This is a genomic window from Streptosporangium sp. NBC_01469, from assembly GCF_036227305.1.
Taxonomy (GTDB): domain Bacteria; phylum Actinomycetota; class Actinomycetes; order Streptosporangiales; family Streptosporangiaceae; genus Streptosporangium.
Genome location: NZ_CP109465.1, coordinates 6,391,155 through 6,408,401, shown reverse-complemented (window position 1 = coordinate 6,408,401; position 17,247 = coordinate 6,391,155). Strand labels below are relative to the sequence as shown.

The window sequence follows — 17,247 nt, the reverse complement described above, 5'->3', positions numbered from 1 at the left end:
GCGTCGTCCGTCCGGTCATCGATCGTCCCCCCAACCGTGTCGGCGCCGCACACGTCTCGCGTGTCACACCCGTCGAGATGACCGCCACCCGATCACGCCCTGGCCCGCCCCTCCGGCGCCGAGGGTGACACCACTCCCGGTTTCGACGCTACCGACACGTGTGGCGGCGGGCCCGTCCCGGGTGGGGGCGAGGGCACCTCACCGGCCCACCGCCCGGGACGTGCTCACGGATATGCGCCCGGCCGGGCGATCATCAGGACGACGACGGCCGCCCACAGCAGGTTGTAGATCCCGGCGGCCATGGAGAGCGCGCGCAGGCGGCCCCCGCCGTCGGGTTCGGCGAGCGCGTCGCGCTGGCCCGGATAGATCCGCAGAGCCAGCAGGCCGCCCGCGACCGCGGTGAGAACCATGGAGACGGTTATCCAGACCTCGCCCATCCGGCCCTGGACGAGGCCCAGGACGATCCCGACGACGGGTACGACGACCCCGAAGACGCCGTAGACCCGGGTGATGCGGTGCAGCACGACGGCGACGGCCCGGTTCCGCTCCCCGGAGACCTCCGCGGCCTCCGGCGGCGGGCCGGCCGGATCGCCCCCGGCGGCCGGGCCCACCGGAACGCCGGCGACGACCGGCGCGTAGCGGGGGAACAGGCTCGTCGCGACGGCCGAGCCCCCGACGAACACGATGCCGGCGAGCACATGGACCGAGAGCAACACGGCTTCCACGGATTCTCCTTTCCTCGCAACCTTCAGCCAGCCTGAAGCTTAACACGAAAGCTTCAGGCAGGCTGAAGGTGCCGGGCTAGGAGGTCAGGCCGTGGCCGGCCCCTGGAAGGCGGCGCGTACGGCACCGGCGACCCGCTGCTGGATCGGGTCCGCGTCGGGGCCGAACAGCAGGTCGTCGACCTCGGCTATCGCGACCGTCGCCGCGTCGAGGAGACGCGCGCCCTCGGGGGTGAGCTCGATGGCCGACGCGGAGCCGGCGCGGGCGGTGTTGTCGCGCACCAGCCCGGCGGCGACGAGCACCTTCACCCCGGCGTGGGCGCTCTGGACCGTCGTACCGGACATCCGCGCCAGGTCGCTGAACGACACTCCGGGCACGCCGGCGATGTGACCGAGCAGCCCGAGCCTGCCGACCGTGAGATCGAGCGACGCGAGGGCGGCGTTGAGTTCGGTCTCGATCCGGCGCGCCAGCGTAAGCAACACGATGGAGACGCTGGTAGCGGGCGGACCGGGGCGGCTGTTCTCGATGGTCACCTCCCCAGTCTCCCGCACCGTGGGAGTACCGGGCCGTCACCGGGCGGCGTGCGGGGCGCCGCCCCCGCCCGGTGTCCACCGGCCCCGATCGGCGCCGGCGAGACCGCCCCGGGGCTGCGCCGCCGGCGCACGCGGAACCGGGCCGACGCGACCTACAGCGGCCGTGGTGGTACGCGCAGGGCGAGCAGGGCCGTGTCGTCTCCGGCCTCGTCACCGGTGTGGGCCAGCACCGCGTCCCGGACCCGCGTGATGATCTGCTCGGCGCTCAGGTCCGCGCAACCGGCCAGCAGCCGGGCGAGACCCTCCTCTCCGAAGAAGTCGACGCCGCCCTTCTGGCGCGCCTCGGTGACGCCGTCGGTGTAGAACAGCAGGACGTCGCCGGGGCCCAGCTCGAAGCGCATGTTACGCAGGTGGATGTCGTCGAATATGCCCAGCGCGGCTCCGGCGCCGAACAGCTCGTGCACGGTGCCGTCCGCGCGGCGCAGCAGGGCCGGCGGATGGCCCGCGGTACACAACAGGCCGACGAACCTGTCGCCCTCGGGCCGGAAGATCGCGCAGACGACCGTCAGGAAGCGGCCCACCGGCACCTGCTGAGCGCGCAGGGCGTCGTTGAGCTGGTCCAGCATCCGGCTGGGCGACAGGTGCCGGGGCGCGTCGGCGCGCAGGGTGTAGCGGGCCAGCGCGGTGACGGTGGCCGCCTCCACCCCCTTGCCGCACACGTCCCCCAGCACCACGCACCAGCGCGAGCCGCTGACGGGAAACAGGTCGTAGAAGTCGCCCGTCACCTCCGCTCCACCGCTGGCCGACAGGTACAGGGCCGCGGTCTCGATGCCGGGGACCCGGGCCAGGACGGGCGGCAGCAGGCTCTGCTGCAGCGTGTGCGCCAGCGCGGTGGAGGCCAGCCAGGAGTTCTCCAGCTCGCGTACCTGCCGCTCGGCGGTGACCAGCGCGTGCCGCAACCGGATCTCGGCGGTCACGGCCCTGGCCAGGGTGTCCAGTGTCTTGAGCTGGCGCTCGCTCCAGGCGCGGGAGCGGGAGTCGACCACGCACAACCCGCCCAGCACCTCACCGTCCGGGCCGTGAATGGGGTATCCGGCCCAGGCGCCGATGCCCAGCTTGCCCACCGCGGCCAGGTCCCACGTCCGCGGATCGGCTGCCGCGTCGGAGACGATCAACGGCTGATCGGTGGCGATGAGGATGTGGCAGGGGCTCTCCTGCACCGCGTTCTGGCGCTCGCCGGTGCTCAGCGCCCCCATGCCGACGGCGCTGAGCCAGAACGAGCGCCGGTCGTCGACCAGCGTGACGAAGGCCCGCTCGACCCCGACGGAGATCGCCGCCAGCTCGGCCAGGTCGTCGAAGACCGCCTCCGGCTCGCCGTCCAGCAGCCCCGTGGCCCGCACCGCGGCCACCCGCGCCTCGTCGAACACCTCGTCCGGCAGATCGGCGATCGTCTTGAGGCGGCGTCCCCCCGGCACCGGCACGACGCCTTCGTCAAGCAACCCGCACATCCGCGGCAGCGAACCGGGCGACCGTTTTCCCATGTGCTCGTCCCCGCATCCGACCCTCCTGACAAACCAACGATCTTCACAGGCCGCGATCGCGCGCGGGACGGCCCACCGCGGACGGGGACACGGACGGGGACAGGGTCCACTCCCCTCTCCGGGCACATACCCGGAGTCGGACGGCGCCACCATACCCGACGATGGCACCGGTGACGCCCGCCGCGCCAGATGAGGCGGCCCCGGTGCCCGGGTGGGTACCCAGGTCTCACCCCGGCGATCGAGACGGGCCGGAACCAAGGCGTGCCCGCCGTCGTGCGGCCCCGGTTACCTGTTCCCGCACCTGATCGTGCGGAAGCACCTCGGTGATCGACCGGACGAGCGGACCCCGCCCACCCCATAGCCAACGGTTATCACGGTGTGTCTTGGACGGCGGGAGGCCCGCGGGCGCAGAGTGACCGTCATGCGAACACGTGAACTTGGAAATCTGAAGGTCCCGGCGATCGGCTTCGGGGCCATGGTGCTGTCACCCGGTATCTACGGCGACATCGACGACACCCGCGCGGAGACGGCGCTCGGGGCGGCCCTCGACGCGGGCGCCTACCACGTGGACACCAGCGACGCCTACGGCCCCAACGGGCACAACGAGCGTCTGGTGGGCAGGGCGATCAGGGGACGCAGGGACGAGGTGGTGATCGCCACCAAGTTCGGCCTCGCCATCCCCGAGGGGGAGACGGCCAGGTCCTTCCCCGTGGGCTACACGTTCGGCGAGCTGAAGGTGAACGGTGAGGCGCGGCTGGTCCGGCGGTACGCCGAACGGAGTCTGCGCAACCTCGGCACCGACGTGATCGACCTCTACTACGTGCACTACCCGGACCCCGGGGTGCCGATCGAGGAGACGGTCGCCGCGATGGCCGAGCTCGTCCGGGACGGCCTGGTCAGGCACCTGGGCCTGTCCAACGTGACCGCCGGGCAGTTGCGCGCGGCGCACGCCGTGCACCCGGTGGCCGCCGTGCAGAACGAGTGGTCCATGTGGCGGCCCATCGACGCCGACCTGCTGGCGGCGGCCCGCGAACTGGGGGTCGGGATCGTCGCGTGGAGCCCGCTGGGCAACGGCTTCCTGACCGGTACGGTCAGCAGCCTGGGCGAGGGGGACTTCCGGCACAACGCGCCGCGCTTCTCCGCCCGGAACCTGGCCCGGAACAACGACCGCTACGCCCCGATCAAGGACATGGCGGCCCGCCTGGGCGTCACCTCCGCCCAGCTCGCCCTGGCATGGCTGCTGCACCAGGACGACCACGTCGTGGCGATCCCCGGCAGCCGCACACCCTCCCACATCAGGGAGAACCTGGAAGCCGCCGACCTCACGCTGCACCCGGACACGCTCGCTCAGCTGGAGCGGGCACTCGGAGCGTTCGAGGCCGAGGGCGGGACGCTGCTCTGACGGTGACTGTGGAGTCCCGGGGCCCGCCGGTCCACCGTGGCCACGGCGTGCCTCCCGGCTCCGGCCCGGTCCCGGACCCCGTCTTTCCGGCCGGTGAGACCCGGTGTCCTTCCGGCCGGTGAAAACCGGTGGCGGGGCGGCCGGGAGCGATGCCAGGGTTCCCCGGTGACCGTACCCCGAATTGATCTACTGATCCGGCAGCTCGACATCGCATGGGCGCTTTTCGAGTATCACCTGAAGGATCTCGACGATCCGGCCTGCCTCTGGGAGCCCGCACCGGGCTGCTGGACCGTCCGGCCGGACGGACGGGGCCACTGGGTGGCCGACTGGGAGGTGCCGGAGCCGGATCCCGCACCGGTCGTCTCGATCGGGTGGCTGACCTGGCACATCGGCTTCTGGTGGACGACCACCCTCGGACACTGCTTCGGCTCCGGGGCCCCCGCGCGCGAGGAGATCACCTGGCCGGGCACCGCAGCGGCCACGGCCGACTGGCTGCGCGGGCTGAAGGACGACTGGCGGGCGGCGCTGCTGCCGCTCACCGACGCCGACCTCGACTCCACCGACAGGACCGCCGGGCTGCCGTGGGGACAGGAGCAGAGGCTGGTCGACATAGCGGGCTGGGTCACCATCGAGCTGACCAAGAACGTCTCCGAGGTCGGCCTCGTCCGCCACCTCCACGCAGCGCGGAGGCACGAGCCCGGCGGCTCCCAGGTGTGATCACGCGGCGCCTCGCCGCCGCTTTCGACCGCACCTGTCCGGCCGCCGCTCACAGGGGCGTCGCCGCGTGAGGACACCGGTCACCGGCTCGGCCGGGTTCTTCGGGAGTCACGTGGTCGAGGCCCCGGAGGAGGCCGGGCACGAGGTCGCCGCCGGTCCCGGCGCGCGGGCGGACGGACGGCGGGCCCGCGCCCCTCGGCGCGGCCCACCGGCTCACCTCCGTCGACGGGGACGAGGCCGTGCCGTCGCGCCCGCCTCGGACGCTCAGATACGAGGGCCGAGATACATGCCGCCGCTGACGTCGAGCACGTGGCCGGTGACCCACCGGCCGTCGTGGGAGGCGAGGAACGCGACGGCGTCGGCGATGTCGGCGGGCAGGCCGACCCGGTTCAGCGCCGTCAGGCCGCTCATGAACTCCTTGACGCCCAGATCCTCGAACAGTGCGGCGTTCAGGTCGGTGAGGGTGGCGCCCGGCGTGACGGTGTTCACCGTGATCCCCCGCTCCCCCAGCGCGTTCGCCAGGGTGAGGCCCATGGTCTCGACGGCTCCCTTCGTCATGGCGTAGGAGGTCTGGAAGGGCGTGGCGACCCGGGTGCTGGTGGAGGAGATGGTGATGACGCGCCCGCCGTCGCGCATCAGCGGGAGGGCTCGCTGGATGATGAAGAACGGCGCCTTCACGTTGACGGCGAACAGGCGGTCGAAGCCCTCCGGGGTGGTCTCCTCGATCGGCCCGGCCGGCGGTCCGGCCGCGTTGTTGACCAGGATGTCGAGTGGCTGCCCCGACAGGCCCTCGTCCAGTCCGGCGAACAGGGTGTCCACGTCGCCGTCGATGCCGAGTTCGGCCCGGATCGGGAAGGCCCGCCCGCCGGCCTCCTCGATCGCGGCCACCGTGTCGTTCGCCGCGGCCTCGTTGCCGCCGTAGTGCACGGCGGTCAGCGCGCCGTCGGCGGCGATCCGTTCGGCGATGGCGCGGCCGATGCCGCGTGAGGCTCCCGTCACCAGTGCCGTCTTGCCGGTCAGGTTTCCCATGCGTGGACTCCCTCGTCGGTGGTTGGTGCGGCCAGCCTCGCCGACGGCGCTGACCGTCCGCGCACCGAACCCCGACCGTCACGCACCGGGCGGTGCCGGCCGGAGGAGGGCGAAGGCGTCCTCGCAGGTCATCGCCGCGCCCCGCTCGAATGCCGCGGCGTATCCCCCGGCTCCGATCCGGTCCCTGGCCCCGGCCGCCACCTCGGGTCTCGCCGCGTCCGGAGCTCCGCTCACCGCCACGGCCGTACCCAGCAACAGCGCGGCCCGCTCGGCGTCGCCTTCGAGCAGGGCGAGACCGGCGGCGCCCGCGACCGCCTCGGCCGCCACCGGGCGGTCGCGGTGCCCGATCGCGACATCCAGCGCCTGGCACAGCCGGGTCCGGGCCTCGGCGAGGTTCCCCTCGGCCTCGGCGATCCGGCCCAGCCCGATCAGAGCCCGTGACCGCGTCCGCCCGGCGCCCGCCGTCGCGGCGGCGTCTCCTTCCAGCGCCAGCTCGAAGAGACGCCGGGCGCCGGGCAGGTCGCCACGCAGCCGCGAGATCTCACCGAGCCCGCAGCGCGCCCCGGCCACCGTTTCCGCGGTGCCCGCCGTACGGGCCAGTTCGGCGGCGCGCTCATAGTCGAGGTACGCGGCGGCCAGGCTGCCGCCCGCGCGGATCGCCCCGTACGCGAGCCGGCACAGCAGGTCAGCGGCGGCCTCGGCGGCACCGAGCTCTCCGAGCAGCGCGAGCGCCTCGTCGCTCAACGCCGACGACCTCGCCCGGTCCCCCCGCCAGCCGGCGATCTCGGCCAGCCGGTCCAGCGCGTTGGCCGCCCCCCAGCGGTCTCCGATCGACCGGAAGCCGTCGAGTGCCCCCAGGAACGCCGCCTCGGCCTCGGCCGGCTCGCCGCCGAACATCCGCCGGTGCCCCTCGCTCAGCCGTAGCAGCGCCCGCGACCACGGGTCGGGGCCGAGCAGCCCCGGTGGTATGGAGACGGCGGCGTCCGCGGGCACCACGGCCATGGAGTACAGGAGGAGAAGGTGCGGACGCCGGAGCGGGTGCCCGCGGGCGATGATGATCGACTCGGCTCGTTCCAGGCCGGGGAGGCCGGCCGGCGCGGTGTGGACGGCGCACAGGACGTACTCCTCCACCAGCTCGGGCGGCACCGAGGCGCCGAGCGCCTCGACGAGCGCGGCGGCCGGCGGGGCGCCCTCGTCGCGCAGGCCGCTGAGCCACCAGTACCACGACAGCGCGGCGACCAGCCGCAGCCCCAGGACGGGGTCGGCGTGGACCGCCCAGCGCAGCGCGGCGTGGAGGTTGCCGTGCTCGGCGGTGAGCGTGGCCGCCCACTCCACCTGCGAGGCGCCGCGCAGGTGGGCGTCGGCGGTCTCGGCGAGGTCGTGGAAGTAGGTGGCGTGCGCTCGCCGTACCGCTTCCCGCTCACCGGCCTCCGCCAGCCGTTCGGCGCAGAACTCCCGTACGGTGTCCAGCATGTGATAGCGGCCGCCGTGGGCCTCCACCAGGGACTTGTCCACCAGACCGGTCATGGCGCCGACGGTGTCGGGCACGCCGCAGACACGGGCGGCCGTCTCCAGGGTCGCGCCCCCGGCGAAAACCGTGAGGCGCCTGGCCAGCAGCCGCTCCCGTGCGTCGAGCAGGTCCCAGCTCCACTCGATCACCGCGCGCAGCGTCCGGTGTCGCGGCGCGGCCGTGCGGTCGCCCCGCGACAGCAGCCCGAACCGGTCGTCCAGCCGGTCGGCGACCTCCTCGACCGTGAGCGAGCGCAGTCGCGCGGCGGCCAGCTCGATGGCCAGGGGCAGGCCGTCGAGAGCCGCGCAGATCCGCGACACCGTCCCGACGTTGCCGGTGTCCACCACGAACCGCGGACGCACCGCGGCGACCCGGTCGGCGAACAGCCGCACGGCGGCGTGGCCGAGCGCCTCCTCGGGTCCCGCCGCGGGGCCGGGGAGCGCGAGCGGCGTGACCGGACACAGCGACTCGCCCGTGATGCCCAGCGCCTCCCTGCTGGTGGCCAGCACCCGCAGCTCGGGACACGCGGCCAGCAGCCGGCGGACCAGCCGGGCCACCTCGTCGAGGAGGTGTTCGCAGTTGTCGGCGACGAGCAGCATCCGGCGGCCCTCCAGCTCCGCGACCAGGCGGCCGAGGGGATCCGCCGAGCCGGGAAGCAACCCGTACTCACGCAGTCCCAGCGCCAGGCCCACCGCCTGCGGGACCTGCGTGCCGTCGCCGAGCTGGGCCAGGTCCACGAAACACACCTCGCCCGCCTGCCGCCGGGCCGCCTCGATGGCCAGCCGGGTCTTGCCCGCCCCGCCGGGCCCGGTGAGGGTGACCAGGCGCGCCCTGCTTAAAAGCTCGCCGATCCTGGCGCACTCCCGCTCGCGTCCCACGAAGCTGGTGAGCTGGGCGGGCAGGCTCGCGAGGGGCGGACGCGCGTCTCGCAGCACGGCCAGGTGGACGTCCCCGAGTTCGGCGGACGGGTCCGCGCCCAGCTCCTCGGCCAGGGTCCGCCGGGCGTCCTCGAACACCACTAGCGCCTCGGCCTGCCGGCCCGAGCCGTGCAACGCCCGCATGAGCTGGCTCCGCAGCCGTTCCCGCAGCGGGTGCGCGTCCACCGTCCTGCGCAGCTCCGCCACCATCCCGCGATGCCCGCCCAGGGCGAGTTCGGCCTCCGCGCCGTCCTCGAAGGCGGTGACCCGCAGCTCCTCCAGGCGCGCCGCCTGGACCTCGGCGAACGGCGCGCCGGACACATCCGCCAGGGCCGCGCCCCGCCACAGTCCCAGACCCTCGCGGAGCAGGGCGGCCGCGCGGGGGTGGTCGCCGGCGGCCAGCGCGTGGCGGCCCTCGCGGGCGAGCCGCTCGAACCGGTGCGCGTCGACGCTCTCGGGATCGGCGACGAGGCGGTAGCCCGCCGGATGGAACTCGATCCGCGCGCCGACGGCCCGCAGTCCACGGCGCAGCCGTGACACCTGGGACTGCAGGGCGTTCGCCGCGCCGGGCGGCGGCGCCTTCCCGTAGAGGCCGTCGATCATCCGCTCCGCGGTGACCACCCGGTCCGCGTCCATCAGCAGCAGGGCGAGCAGCGCGCGCAGTCTCGGGCCGCCGACGGGGACCAGGTCTCCCGCGGCGGACCGCACCTCCACCGGGCCGAGGACACCGAACAGCACATCGCAGATTATCGCTCATGGGGATCCGGCCGGGAGAGGGCCGAGTGGCCAGGTGCGTGAGAAGCCGGTCCGCCGAACCGATCAGGGTGGGACGCCGAGCGGCGGCGAGTCCTGGAGGGCGGTTCGCCGCCGGTCGGAGTGCGGGCCGGAAGCGCCGGCCGCCCGGCTACGCGCTCCTGCCGAACACGGTCTGGGTGCGGACTCTCCCCCCGGGGGCCGGGCTCCTGGTCTCCCCGTTGACCCGCACCCTGATCAGGCCCGTCTGGCGCCCCGGCGTGCACGGGCAGCCCATGTCGACGCGCTGGACCAGCAACGGCGTGTTGCTCGGATCGTACTGGTCCGTACCCGAGTAGTAGCCGATGACCCGGTACACGCCCCGGGAGAGACTCGACATCGTCAGGGTGGCGACACCGGCCACGAGCTGTGCCCTTCCCAGGGTCGCCCCGTCGGTGGCGAAGACGACCACGCCCGTGGGGACGCTCCCGTCCGACGCCGTCACCGTCGCGGTGAAGGTGATCGGTCCGCTGTCGCTCCCGCTGCCGCACGTCGAGGCCAGCCCGGTCACGGTGGTGGCCGTTCCGCACGGCAGGAGCGCGGACGAGACGGCCGGGTCGGTGCCGGGGGCCGGGTTCGTGCCGGGGGCCGGGTCGGCGTCGTCGCGGGCGGCGGGCGCGGCGCGCCGCGCCGGCTGGGCGACGGTGTCGCCCCGGCCCCCGGCACCGGTGATCGCGGTGGGCGGGAAGCCGCTGAACGACGTGCCCGGCGACTCGCCGGCGCTCCCGGTGATCACGGTGGCGCCGACTCCGACTCCGGAGTCCTGGACCGGGACGGCGAGGTTCGCAGCACCGCCGGGGGACACCGACGCCGCGCTCGCGGTGCCGGGGACGGCGGCGACCCCGGTCGCGGCCAGGGTCGCGAGGATCCCGGCCAGCCCCGAACGCACCATGTTCCGTACCGTCACACGAGATCGATTGGCATATATCATAATATCGTTCTTTTCTTTTAGTATTGTGCCGTCAAGACGCATTGGGATGATGCGCCACACCTTCCGACATTACTGATCGGCGGCACAGTACTCGTCATATGACATACCGATAGATACCAGCGGAGAGAATTTGTCGATTACCAATAAGAGGTCACCAGATGGAGCGGGATGACAACGGATAAAGGCCGCGTCCACCGCGTCACACGGCCCGGCGGCACGCGCCGTCCGCCCACCGGAGGAGACCCGATCCGCGGGTACGGGGGACGCGCGGAACCGGCGCGTCGCGCGGCTCCCCTCAGCGCCTGAAGATCAGCCGCCACGGCATCAGGGCCGACTCCAGCTGCACCCTGAGGCTCATCTTCGAACTGCCCGCCCGGCGGTCGGAGAAATGGATGGGGATCTCGACGATCGTCATCCCCGCCCTGGTCGCCCGGTGGTGCATCTCCACCTGGAAGCTGTAACCCCCCGACGAGATCGTGCCGAGGTCCAGGGCGGCGAGGCTTTCCGCCCGCCAGATCTTGAACCCGGCGGTCACGTCCCGCAACCTGACCCGCAGGATGGTGCGGACGTAGAGGTTCGCCCACCTCGACAGGGCCCGCCGCCACAGGCTCCACTCGGCGGCCAGCGTCCCGCCCGGCACGTACCGGCTGCCGATCACGCACGCCGCCTCCGTCGCCAGCGCGGTCCCGAGCAGGCGCGGAACGGCGTCGACGGGGTGCGAGAAGTCGGCGTCCATCTGCACCACGAACTCCGCCCCGGCCGCGAGGGCGGTCTCCATGCCGTCGACATAGGCGCGCCCGAGCCCCTCCCTGACCTGCCGGTGCACCACGTCGACCCGGCCGGGATGCGCGGCGGCCAGCCTGTCGGCCACCTTCCCCGTGCCGTCAGGGGAGTCGTCGTCGACGACCAGGATCCGCAGGCCGTCAAGCGGCAACGCGAGCAGAGCCTCCGCGATCAGCGGAAGGTTGTCCACCTCGTTGAACGTCGGGATCACGACGGTGACGGTGGCCATGTTCGAGGTGAGGGCCTTCCGGGCTCGATGGTCGGATGTTCTCACCGCGGGACGTCGCGGTGTTCCCGTCCGGTGATCTCGGACACCGGAAACGGCAAAGATCAACCCATGCTAGCGGCCGGTGGCCCGGCCGCGCCGCCCCCCTCCGGTATGGAGTCCACGGCACGTCGCGCTGCCCTGGTACGGGCCAACAAAACCCGTTGCGCACGCATCATGGTGACGTATCCTAAAGAATCGTCCATTCATAATGGAACCGGGCAGTGACCGATATCGCGGGGACATTATGCGGGCAGAATCCGTATCGGCCGACCAACCCCTGGAGATCGCCTGCGACGAGTCCGGCTCGGAGGGCGAGAAGCTCATCGGCGGGAACACCGACGTTTTCACCCATGCCGGCGTGCGCCTGGACATTGAATCCGCGGCCGACTGCATTCAGGAAATACGGAACATAGCGCCCTCTCCGGCACTGGAATACAAGGCGAACCTCCTGCTCCGCGAGAAGAACAGGCCGGCCCTCGTGTGGCTGCTCGGACCGTCGGGGCCGATCCGCGGGAACGCTCACGTGCATCTGACCGACAAGACGTTCCTCGTCGTCGGGAAACTCGCCGGCCTGCTCGCCGAGGAGACCGCCCAGGCGCCGGACGCGGACCGGCCCCGGGATCCGCGGACCGGCGCCCTGGCCGTCACCCTCTACCGCGAGGGCCGCCGCACGTTCGGGCGCGAACGGTGGGAGGCCTTCCTGGAGTCGTTCAACGACCTGATGCGCGCCGGGAACGGCCGGGGCGCGGGGACGTCCCCCGACACGTTCTTCGGCATGGTCGACGTCCTGCGCCGCGCCGGCGCGGGGAGCGAGGCCGGCGAGATCATGGAGTCGCTCTGGCGGGCCAGGCCTCGCGTGGACTCCTTCCTGGCGCGGCTTCTCGACGACCCGCAGGTGTTTCCGGCGCTGGACCCCCTGATCCCGGCCATCGTCCGGGCCGTCGACCACTGGGGTGAGGGCATCAGGCCCGTCTCGATCGTCCACGACCGGCAGACCATCCTGACGGAGGAGCGCGTCGCGCGGCTCAGGGAGATGTTCGGCGAGCCACGGCCCGGCGCGCCACCCTGCTCGCCCAGGGGCCGGCTGGCCGGCCTGAGGTTCGTCGCCGCACGCTCGGACGCGCGGGTCCAGGTCGCCGACCTCCTGGCCGGAACGGCGAGGAAGATAGCGTCGGACGAGCTCAACGGCCGGGGCGACGCGGAGCTCACCGCCCTGCTGCGGCCGTACGTGGACCCGTTCTCGATCTGGGGAGACGACCGGAGCCGGTCCCTGCTGGAGGCCGGGTCCGGCACCCGCGTGTGAGGTCCCGGCGGCTCCCGCACACGCAGGACCGCGGCCCCGCCGGGGGCGTGGAGCCGGTGCCCCCGGCAAAGTCGCGGTCCTCGGCCCGGTCACCCGCCGTACGGCGCCGTGTGGGGCCGTACGGGCACGTGCCGGCGCGTGATCAGGTCTGCAGCTGGGTGCAGACGGACTTCACCTCGGTGTAGGCGTCGAGGGCCTGGTGGCCCATCTCCCGGCCCCAGCCCGACTGCTTGTACCCGCCGAAGGGCAGGGCTGCGTCGAAGACGTTGTAGCAGTTGATCCAGACGGTGCCCGCGCGGATCTTGCCGGCGAGGGCGTGCGCCTTGGAGATGTCGCGGGTCCAGATGCCGGCCCCCAGACCGAAGTCGGTGGCGTTGGCCTCCGCGGCGATCTCGTCCAGGTCGGAGAACGGCGAGGCGACCACCACCGGCCCGAAGATCTCCTCGCGGACGACCTTCATCTCCGGGCGTACGTCGGTGAGCACGGTGGGCTGGACGAAGTAGCCCCGCTCCCCGTGCCGGTTGCCGCCGGCGAGTGTCCGGACGCCCTCCTCGCGCCCCGAGTCCAGGTAGCCGGTCACCCGGCGCAGCTGCTCGTCGGAGACCAGGGGACCCATCTGCGTGTCGGGCTCCATGCCCGGACCGAGCCTGATGCCCCGGGCGATCTCGGCGACCCCCTCCACCACCTGGTCGAACCGGTCCCGCTGGACGAACAGCCGGGATCCGGCCACGCAACACTGGCCGTGGTTGAAGAAGATCGCGTTCGCCGCGCCCTGGATGGCGATGTCGGGGTCGGCGTCGTCGAAGACGACGTTGGGGCTCTTGCCGCCGAGCTCCAGGGTGACCTTCTTCAGGTTGCCCGCCGCGGCGTGCACGATCAGCTTGCCGACCTCGGTGGAGCCGGTGAAGGCGACCTTGTCCACGCCGTCGTGCGCGGCGAGCGCCGCACCGGCGGTCTCGCCGTATCCGGGCAGGACGTTGACCACGCCGTCGGGCATCCCGGCCTCGGCGATCAGCTCCGCCAGCCGCAGGGCGGACAGCGGGGTCTGCTCGGCGGGCTTGAGGATCACGACGTTCCCCGTCGCCAGCGCGGGCCCGAGTTTCCAGGCCGCCATCAGCAGCGGGAAGTTCCACGGGATGATCTGGCCGACCACGCCGATCGGCTCGCGCAGGGTGTAGGCGTGGAACGCGGCGCCCGGCATGTACGGCACCGACAGCGAGATCGTGTTGCCCTCGATCTTGGTCGCCCAGCCCGCCATGTAGTGGAACAGGTCCGCCGCCAGCGGGACGTCCGCCGCGCGTGCCACGGCCACCGGTTTGCCGTTGTCCAGCGCTTCGAGCTGGGCCAGTTCCTCCGCGTGCTCCAGGATCAGGTCACCGATCCTCCAGATGATCCGTCCTCGCTCGGAGGCGGTCATCCGCGACCAGGGGCCCTGCTCGAAGGCCCTGCGGGCCGCGCGCACCGCCCGGTCGACGTCCTCGGCGTCGGCCTCGGCGACGTGCGCCAGGGTCTGCCCGGTCGCGGGGTTGGGGGTCGCGAACGTCTTGCCCGACGCCGCGTCCACCCACTGCCCGTCGATGAACAATTTGTGGGGGGTGGTGATGAAGTCCTCGACGCTCTTTTCCAGGGTTACCGTCATCAGCGTCGGCTCCCTTCCTGTTCAGAGACGCTCTGCCGGACCGCGCACCCGCCCGCACCGTGGAACCGCCCCCGGTACGCGGACGCTCGGCCCGATGAATGAATCCTCTCAATCAGACTACGGACGAAGTGAGAGCACAAGGACTCCCCCTCTCCGGCCGATGCGGCACCGGGTCTCATCCGTCGAGGTCGAAGAGGACGAGGAGCACGCCCAGCACGACGGCGAGGGCGGTCCACGCCCAGGTCCTCCCCGTCGGCCCGGGGCCGTCGCGCAGCACCCGTACGCCCAGCGGCACGAACGCGACACACAGCCCGGCGACGGCCAGTAGCGACTGCGGCTCGGTGCCCTTGAGCGTGCCGAGGGCGAGGACCCACATGCAGCCCAGCGCGATGGAGCGGACCGGTCCCAGCACGCCGGACCGGTAGGCGCCGATCGCGAGCACGATCCAGCCGACGACGACGGCGAGGGCCGGGAGGCGGAACAGGTGCCAGGCCGTGTAGGAGTCGGAGACCGCCCTGGTCGCGGCTTCCAGTCCCTGCACGTCGACGAGCTGGAAGGCGAGGTGGTCGATGCCTCCGTGGAAGGTGCGGGTGAACAGCCCGAGCGTCACGAGGGTGCCGCCCCAGACCGCCCAGCCGGGCCTGGTGACGCCGATCAGCCGGGCGAGCGTCGCGACGGCGGGCCACATGAGCACGTTGCCCGCGACGAAGAGGCTGTAGGCGGCGACCATCAGTGCCGGTTCCGCGTCGTAGGCCTCCAGCTGCTGGGGAAAGAAGAAGTGATACCTGATGCGCACGAGCACCCCGGCGGACATCAGCAGGGGACCCAGGATCATCGCGATCCCGCCCACCCACGGCCCGGGAAACCAGAAGCGCTCGATCCGGTGGGCCCGCTCGGTGGTCTGCGGGTAAGTGTCGGTGGTCATGCTCCAACGCTCGCGGACGGCGGCCTCCCGCACATCCGGCCCCGGTCGGAGGTCACCGGTGCGACCGGGATCGCACCGGCGCCCGCGCCCTGTGCCCACGGGCCTATGTCCACGGGCCCATGCCGCGGCCCCGCACCCGCGAACCCACCCCGACAGCTCCGCGCCCACCGGCCGATATCCACCGGCCCGTTCCACGGCCCCACACCCGCGAACCCATGCCCGCGCCCCCACCCCGGCGGCTCCGCGCCCACCGGCCTGTGCCTCCGGGAGGACCGACCACGGGTGGATGCGCTGCCTGGCCTGCGGCGATAGCGTCGTCGCGTGAACAGCTCCCGTGGGCGCGCCTACCTGCTCCCCCTCGATGTCGTCGCGGCTCCGGCGCTGGTGCTTCTGATCGCGTACGCGGCCCTCGATCCCCCCGTCCAGGTGTTCACCGGCCCGCTCTGGGTGGCGTGGACGTCGGCCGTGGCCATCGCGCTGCCCGTGGCGGTGCGGCGGCGCTGGCCGCTGCCGGTGCTCGCCGTGACGGGCGTGGGCGCGGTGGTGGCGACGCTGCTCGGCACGGTCGGCGCCGGGGCGATCTGGGTGGCCTACGTTCCCGCCGCCCTGGCGCTCTACCTCGTCGCACTGACCGCGCCGCCCCGCCGGTCCGTGACCGCCCTGGTGGCCTGCCTGCTCGCCTCGGGTGCCGCCGTGGCGTACCTGTACTCCGTCATGCGGCCCGTCCCGCGGCCGGGGGCGGTGCCCGGCGAGGTGCTCCCCGCCTGGCCGGTGGAGGCCGGCGTGATCTGGGCGATCATGTGCGGGGCATGGGCGGCCGGGGCCGCGCTCCGCCGGCGGCGGGCCACCGCCGCCCGGCTCTCCCGGCAGGCCGTGGCCGACGAACGGCTGCACATCGCCCGCGAGCTGCACGACATCGTCGGGCACAGCATGAGCCTGATCGCGGTCAAGGCCACCGTCGCCAACCACATCGCCGCGACCAACCCGCAGGAGGCCATGTCCGCGCTGGCCGTCATCGAGCACACCAGCAGGGCCGCGCTCACCGACATCCGCCGCCTGCTGGGGGTGCTCCGCTCCGACGAGGGCTCCCCCGCCGACCTGGCGCCGCCACCGGGACCCGCCCAGCTGCACCTGCTCGCCGAGCACACCCGGGCCGCGGGCGTTCCCGTCGACCTTGAGATACGCGGCACCGGCGAGCTGCCGGAGGCGGTGGGCCTGTCGGTGTACCGCATCGTGCAGGAGGCGCTCACCAACGTCGTCAAGCACGCCGCCCCGGCTCGCTGCGAGGTCCTCGTCGAGACCGGCGGAGGGGCGGTGCGGATCGAGGTGGTCGACGACGGCCGGGGCCGCAGGCCCGCGGAGCCGCGGGGTGCCGAGGCGCACGGGCTGGTCGGGATGAGGGAACGTGTCACGATGTACGGTGGCACGTTCAGTGCCGGCCCACGACCCGAGGGAGGCTTCCGGGTGTCAGCCCACCTGCCGTACGAGCCGTCCGGACGGACGCCGTGACAGGAACCGCCGAGACGGGCGCCGCGAACGGCTCCGCGTCACCGATCCGGGTGCTGCTCGCCGACGATCACGTGCTGCTGCGTGACAGCTTCCGCGCCCTCGTCGACGCCACCGAGGGAATGGTCACGGTCGGCGAGGCGGCCACCGGTGCCGAGGCCGTGCGGATGGCCGGGCGGGAGCGTCCGGACGTGGTGCTGATGGACGTGCGGATGCCCGAGATGGACGGCATCGAGGCCACCCGGCTGATCTGCGGCTCGCCCGAGACCGCCGGTGTGCGCGTGCTGATCCTGACGACGTTCGACCTGGACGAGTACGTCTACGCGGCCCTGCGGGCGGGGGCGAGCGGCTTCCTGGTCAAGGACACCACCGCGGCGCACCTCCTGGAGGCGATCCGCGTGGTCGTCTCCGGTGAGGCCCTGCTGGCGCCCGGCGTGACGCGGCGGCTCATCACCGAGTTCGCGCGGCTGGCCGCTCCCGCCCGGCCTCTGGCCCGCGAGCTCGACGGGGTCACCGTCCGCGAGCGCGAGGTTCTCACCCTGATCGCCCGGGGGCTGTCCAACACCGAGATCGCCGAGCTCCTGCACCTCAGCGTCGGCACGGTGAAGACGCACGTGGGACGCCTGCTCGACAAACTCCACGCGCGCGACCGCGCCCAGCTCGTGATCATCGCCTACGAGACGGGCCTGGTCTCCGCCGGAAGCGCGACACCCCGGGGAGCGTGACCG

At 72.9% G+C, this 17,247-nt stretch carries 14 protein-coding genes; 5 read left to right on the top strand and 9 right to left on the bottom strand.

The genetic code is table 11. The features are described from left to right. Nucleotides 1-224 precede the first annotated feature (224 nt). The 3 genes from OG587_RS28090 to OG587_RS28080 all read right to left on the bottom strand — a co-directional run bounded on the left by OG587_RS28090 (nucleotide 225) and on the right by OG587_RS28080 (nucleotide 2,755). Complete coding sequence (locus OG587_RS28090; RefSeq protein ID WP_329080387.1) at nucleotides 225-725, bottom strand: hypothetical protein; 501 nt, start codon at nucleotides 723-725, stop codon at nucleotides 225-227. Between the two features lie 84 nt (nucleotides 726-809). Beyond that, complete coding sequence (locus tag OG587_RS28085) at nucleotides 810-1,256, bottom strand: MarR family winged helix-turn-helix transcriptional regulator (RefSeq protein WP_329080384.1); 447 nt, start codon at nucleotides 1,254-1,256, stop codon at nucleotides 810-812. A 152-nt stretch (nucleotides 1,257-1,408) separates the two neighbouring features. Then, nucleotides 1,409-2,755: a PP2C family protein-serine/threonine phosphatase gene (locus OG587_RS28080; RefSeq protein ID WP_329080383.1), complete on the bottom strand. Its 1,347-nt coding sequence runs from the start codon at nucleotides 2,753-2,755 to the stop codon at nucleotides 1,409-1,411. Nucleotides 2,756-3,218: 463 nt separating this feature from the next. On the opposite strand from OG587_RS28080, the gene OG587_RS28075 reads away from it, so the two are divergent. Continuing rightward, nucleotides 3,219-4,199, top strand: coding sequence for an aldo/keto reductase (locus OG587_RS28075; protein WP_329080381.1), 981 nt, complete (start codon nucleotides 3,219-3,221; stop codon nucleotides 4,197-4,199). Between the two features lie 165 nt (nucleotides 4,200-4,364). Further along, the gene (locus OG587_RS28070; protein WP_329080379.1) at nucleotides 4,365-4,916 is read left to right on the top strand and encodes a DinB family protein; all 552 of its coding nucleotides are present in this window, start codon (nucleotides 4,365-4,367) and stop codon (nucleotides 4,914-4,916) included. Between the two features lie 264 nt (nucleotides 4,917-5,180). On the opposite strand, the gene OG587_RS28065 is transcribed toward OG587_RS28070, so the two are convergent. From OG587_RS28065 to OG587_RS28050, 4 genes are all read right to left on the bottom strand, one after another. Further along, the gene (locus tag OG587_RS28065; protein ID WP_329080377.1) at nucleotides 5,181-5,945 is read right to left on the bottom strand and encodes an SDR family NAD(P)-dependent oxidoreductase; all 765 of its coding nucleotides are present in this window, start codon (nucleotides 5,943-5,945) and stop codon (nucleotides 5,181-5,183) included. A gap of 78 nt (nucleotides 5,946-6,023) precedes the next feature. After that, nucleotides 6,024-9,110: a BTAD domain-containing putative transcriptional regulator gene (locus tag OG587_RS28060; RefSeq protein WP_329080375.1), complete on the bottom strand. Its 3,087-nt coding sequence runs from the start codon at nucleotides 9,108-9,110 to the stop codon at nucleotides 6,024-6,026. Between the two features lie 166 nt (nucleotides 9,111-9,276). After that, nucleotides 9,277-10,056: an Ig-like domain-containing protein gene (locus OG587_RS28055; RefSeq protein ID WP_329080373.1), complete on the bottom strand. Its 780-nt coding sequence runs from the start codon at nucleotides 10,054-10,056 to the stop codon at nucleotides 9,277-9,279. A 334-nt stretch (nucleotides 10,057-10,390) separates the two neighbouring features. Continuing rightward, the gene (locus OG587_RS28050) at nucleotides 10,391-11,107 is read right to left on the bottom strand and encodes a polyprenol monophosphomannose synthase (RefSeq protein ID WP_329094040.1); all 717 of its coding nucleotides are present in this window, start codon (nucleotides 11,105-11,107) and stop codon (nucleotides 10,391-10,393) included. A gap of 283 nt (nucleotides 11,108-11,390) precedes the next feature. Here OG587_RS28050 and OG587_RS28045 point away from each other — a divergent pair, with 283 nt between their 5' ends. Continuing rightward, nucleotides 11,391-12,449 (top strand): hypothetical protein, encoded by a 1,059-nt coding sequence (locus OG587_RS28045; RefSeq protein WP_329080372.1) that lies wholly within the window; start codon nucleotides 11,391-11,393, stop codon nucleotides 12,447-12,449. 142 nt (nucleotides 12,450-12,591) lie between these two features. Here OG587_RS28045 and OG587_RS28040 read toward each other — a convergent pair whose 3' ends face one another. Together OG587_RS28040 and OG587_RS28035 are read right to left on the bottom strand one after the other, a co-directional pair. Then, the gene (locus OG587_RS28040; protein ID WP_329080370.1) at nucleotides 12,592-14,088 is read right to left on the bottom strand and encodes an aldehyde dehydrogenase family protein; all 1,497 of its coding nucleotides are present in this window, start codon (nucleotides 14,086-14,088) and stop codon (nucleotides 12,592-12,594) included. A 175-nt stretch (nucleotides 14,089-14,263) separates the two neighbouring features. Beyond that, nucleotides 14,264-15,013 (bottom strand): hypothetical protein, encoded by a 750-nt coding sequence (locus OG587_RS28035; RefSeq protein WP_329080368.1) that lies wholly within the window; start codon nucleotides 15,011-15,013, stop codon nucleotides 14,264-14,266. Nucleotides 15,014-15,334: 321 nt separating this feature from the next. Between OG587_RS28035 and OG587_RS28030 the strand changes: the two genes are divergently transcribed. Together OG587_RS28030 and OG587_RS28025 are read left to right on the top strand one after the other, a co-directional pair. Then, entirely contained in the window at nucleotides 15,335-16,522 is a 1,188-nt protein-coding gene (locus tag OG587_RS28030) for a sensor histidine kinase (RefSeq protein WP_329080366.1), read from the top strand. Then, nucleotides 16,519-17,244 carry a response regulator transcription factor gene (locus OG587_RS28025; protein WP_329080364.1) on the top strand — a complete coding sequence of 242 codons (726 nt, stop codon included), beginning with the start codon at nucleotides 16,519-16,521 and terminating at the stop codon, nucleotides 17,242-17,244. The genes OG587_RS28030 and OG587_RS28025 overlap by 4 nt, the downstream gene beginning before the upstream one ends. Nucleotides 17,245-17,247: the final 3 nt, after the last annotated feature.

Coding starts and splice junctions, on each gene's coding strand:
- OG587_RS28075 (WP_329080381.1), top strand. CDS start 3,219: ATGCGAACACGTGAACTTGGAAATCTGAAGGTCCCGGCGATCGGCTTC.
- OG587_RS28065 (WP_329080377.1), bottom strand. CDS start 5,945: ATGGGAAACCTGACCGGCAAGACGGCACTGGTGACGGGAGCCTCACGC.
- OG587_RS28055 (WP_329080373.1), bottom strand. CDS start 10,056: ATGGTGCGTTCGGGGCTGGCCGGGATCCTCGCGACCCTGGCCGCGACC.
- OG587_RS28050 (WP_329094040.1), bottom strand. CDS start 11,107: ATGGCCACCGTCACCGTCGTGATCCCGACGTTCAACGAGGTGGACAAC.
- OG587_RS28045 (WP_329080372.1), top strand. CDS start 11,391: ATGCGGGCAGAATCCGTATCGGCCGACCAACCCCTGGAGATCGCCTGC.
- OG587_RS28040 (WP_329080370.1), bottom strand. CDS start 14,088: ATGACGGTAACCCTGGAAAAGAGCGTCGAGGACTTCATCACCACCCCC.
- OG587_RS28035 (WP_329080368.1), bottom strand. CDS start 15,013: ATGACCACCGACACTTACCCGCAGACCACCGAGCGGGCCCACCGGATC.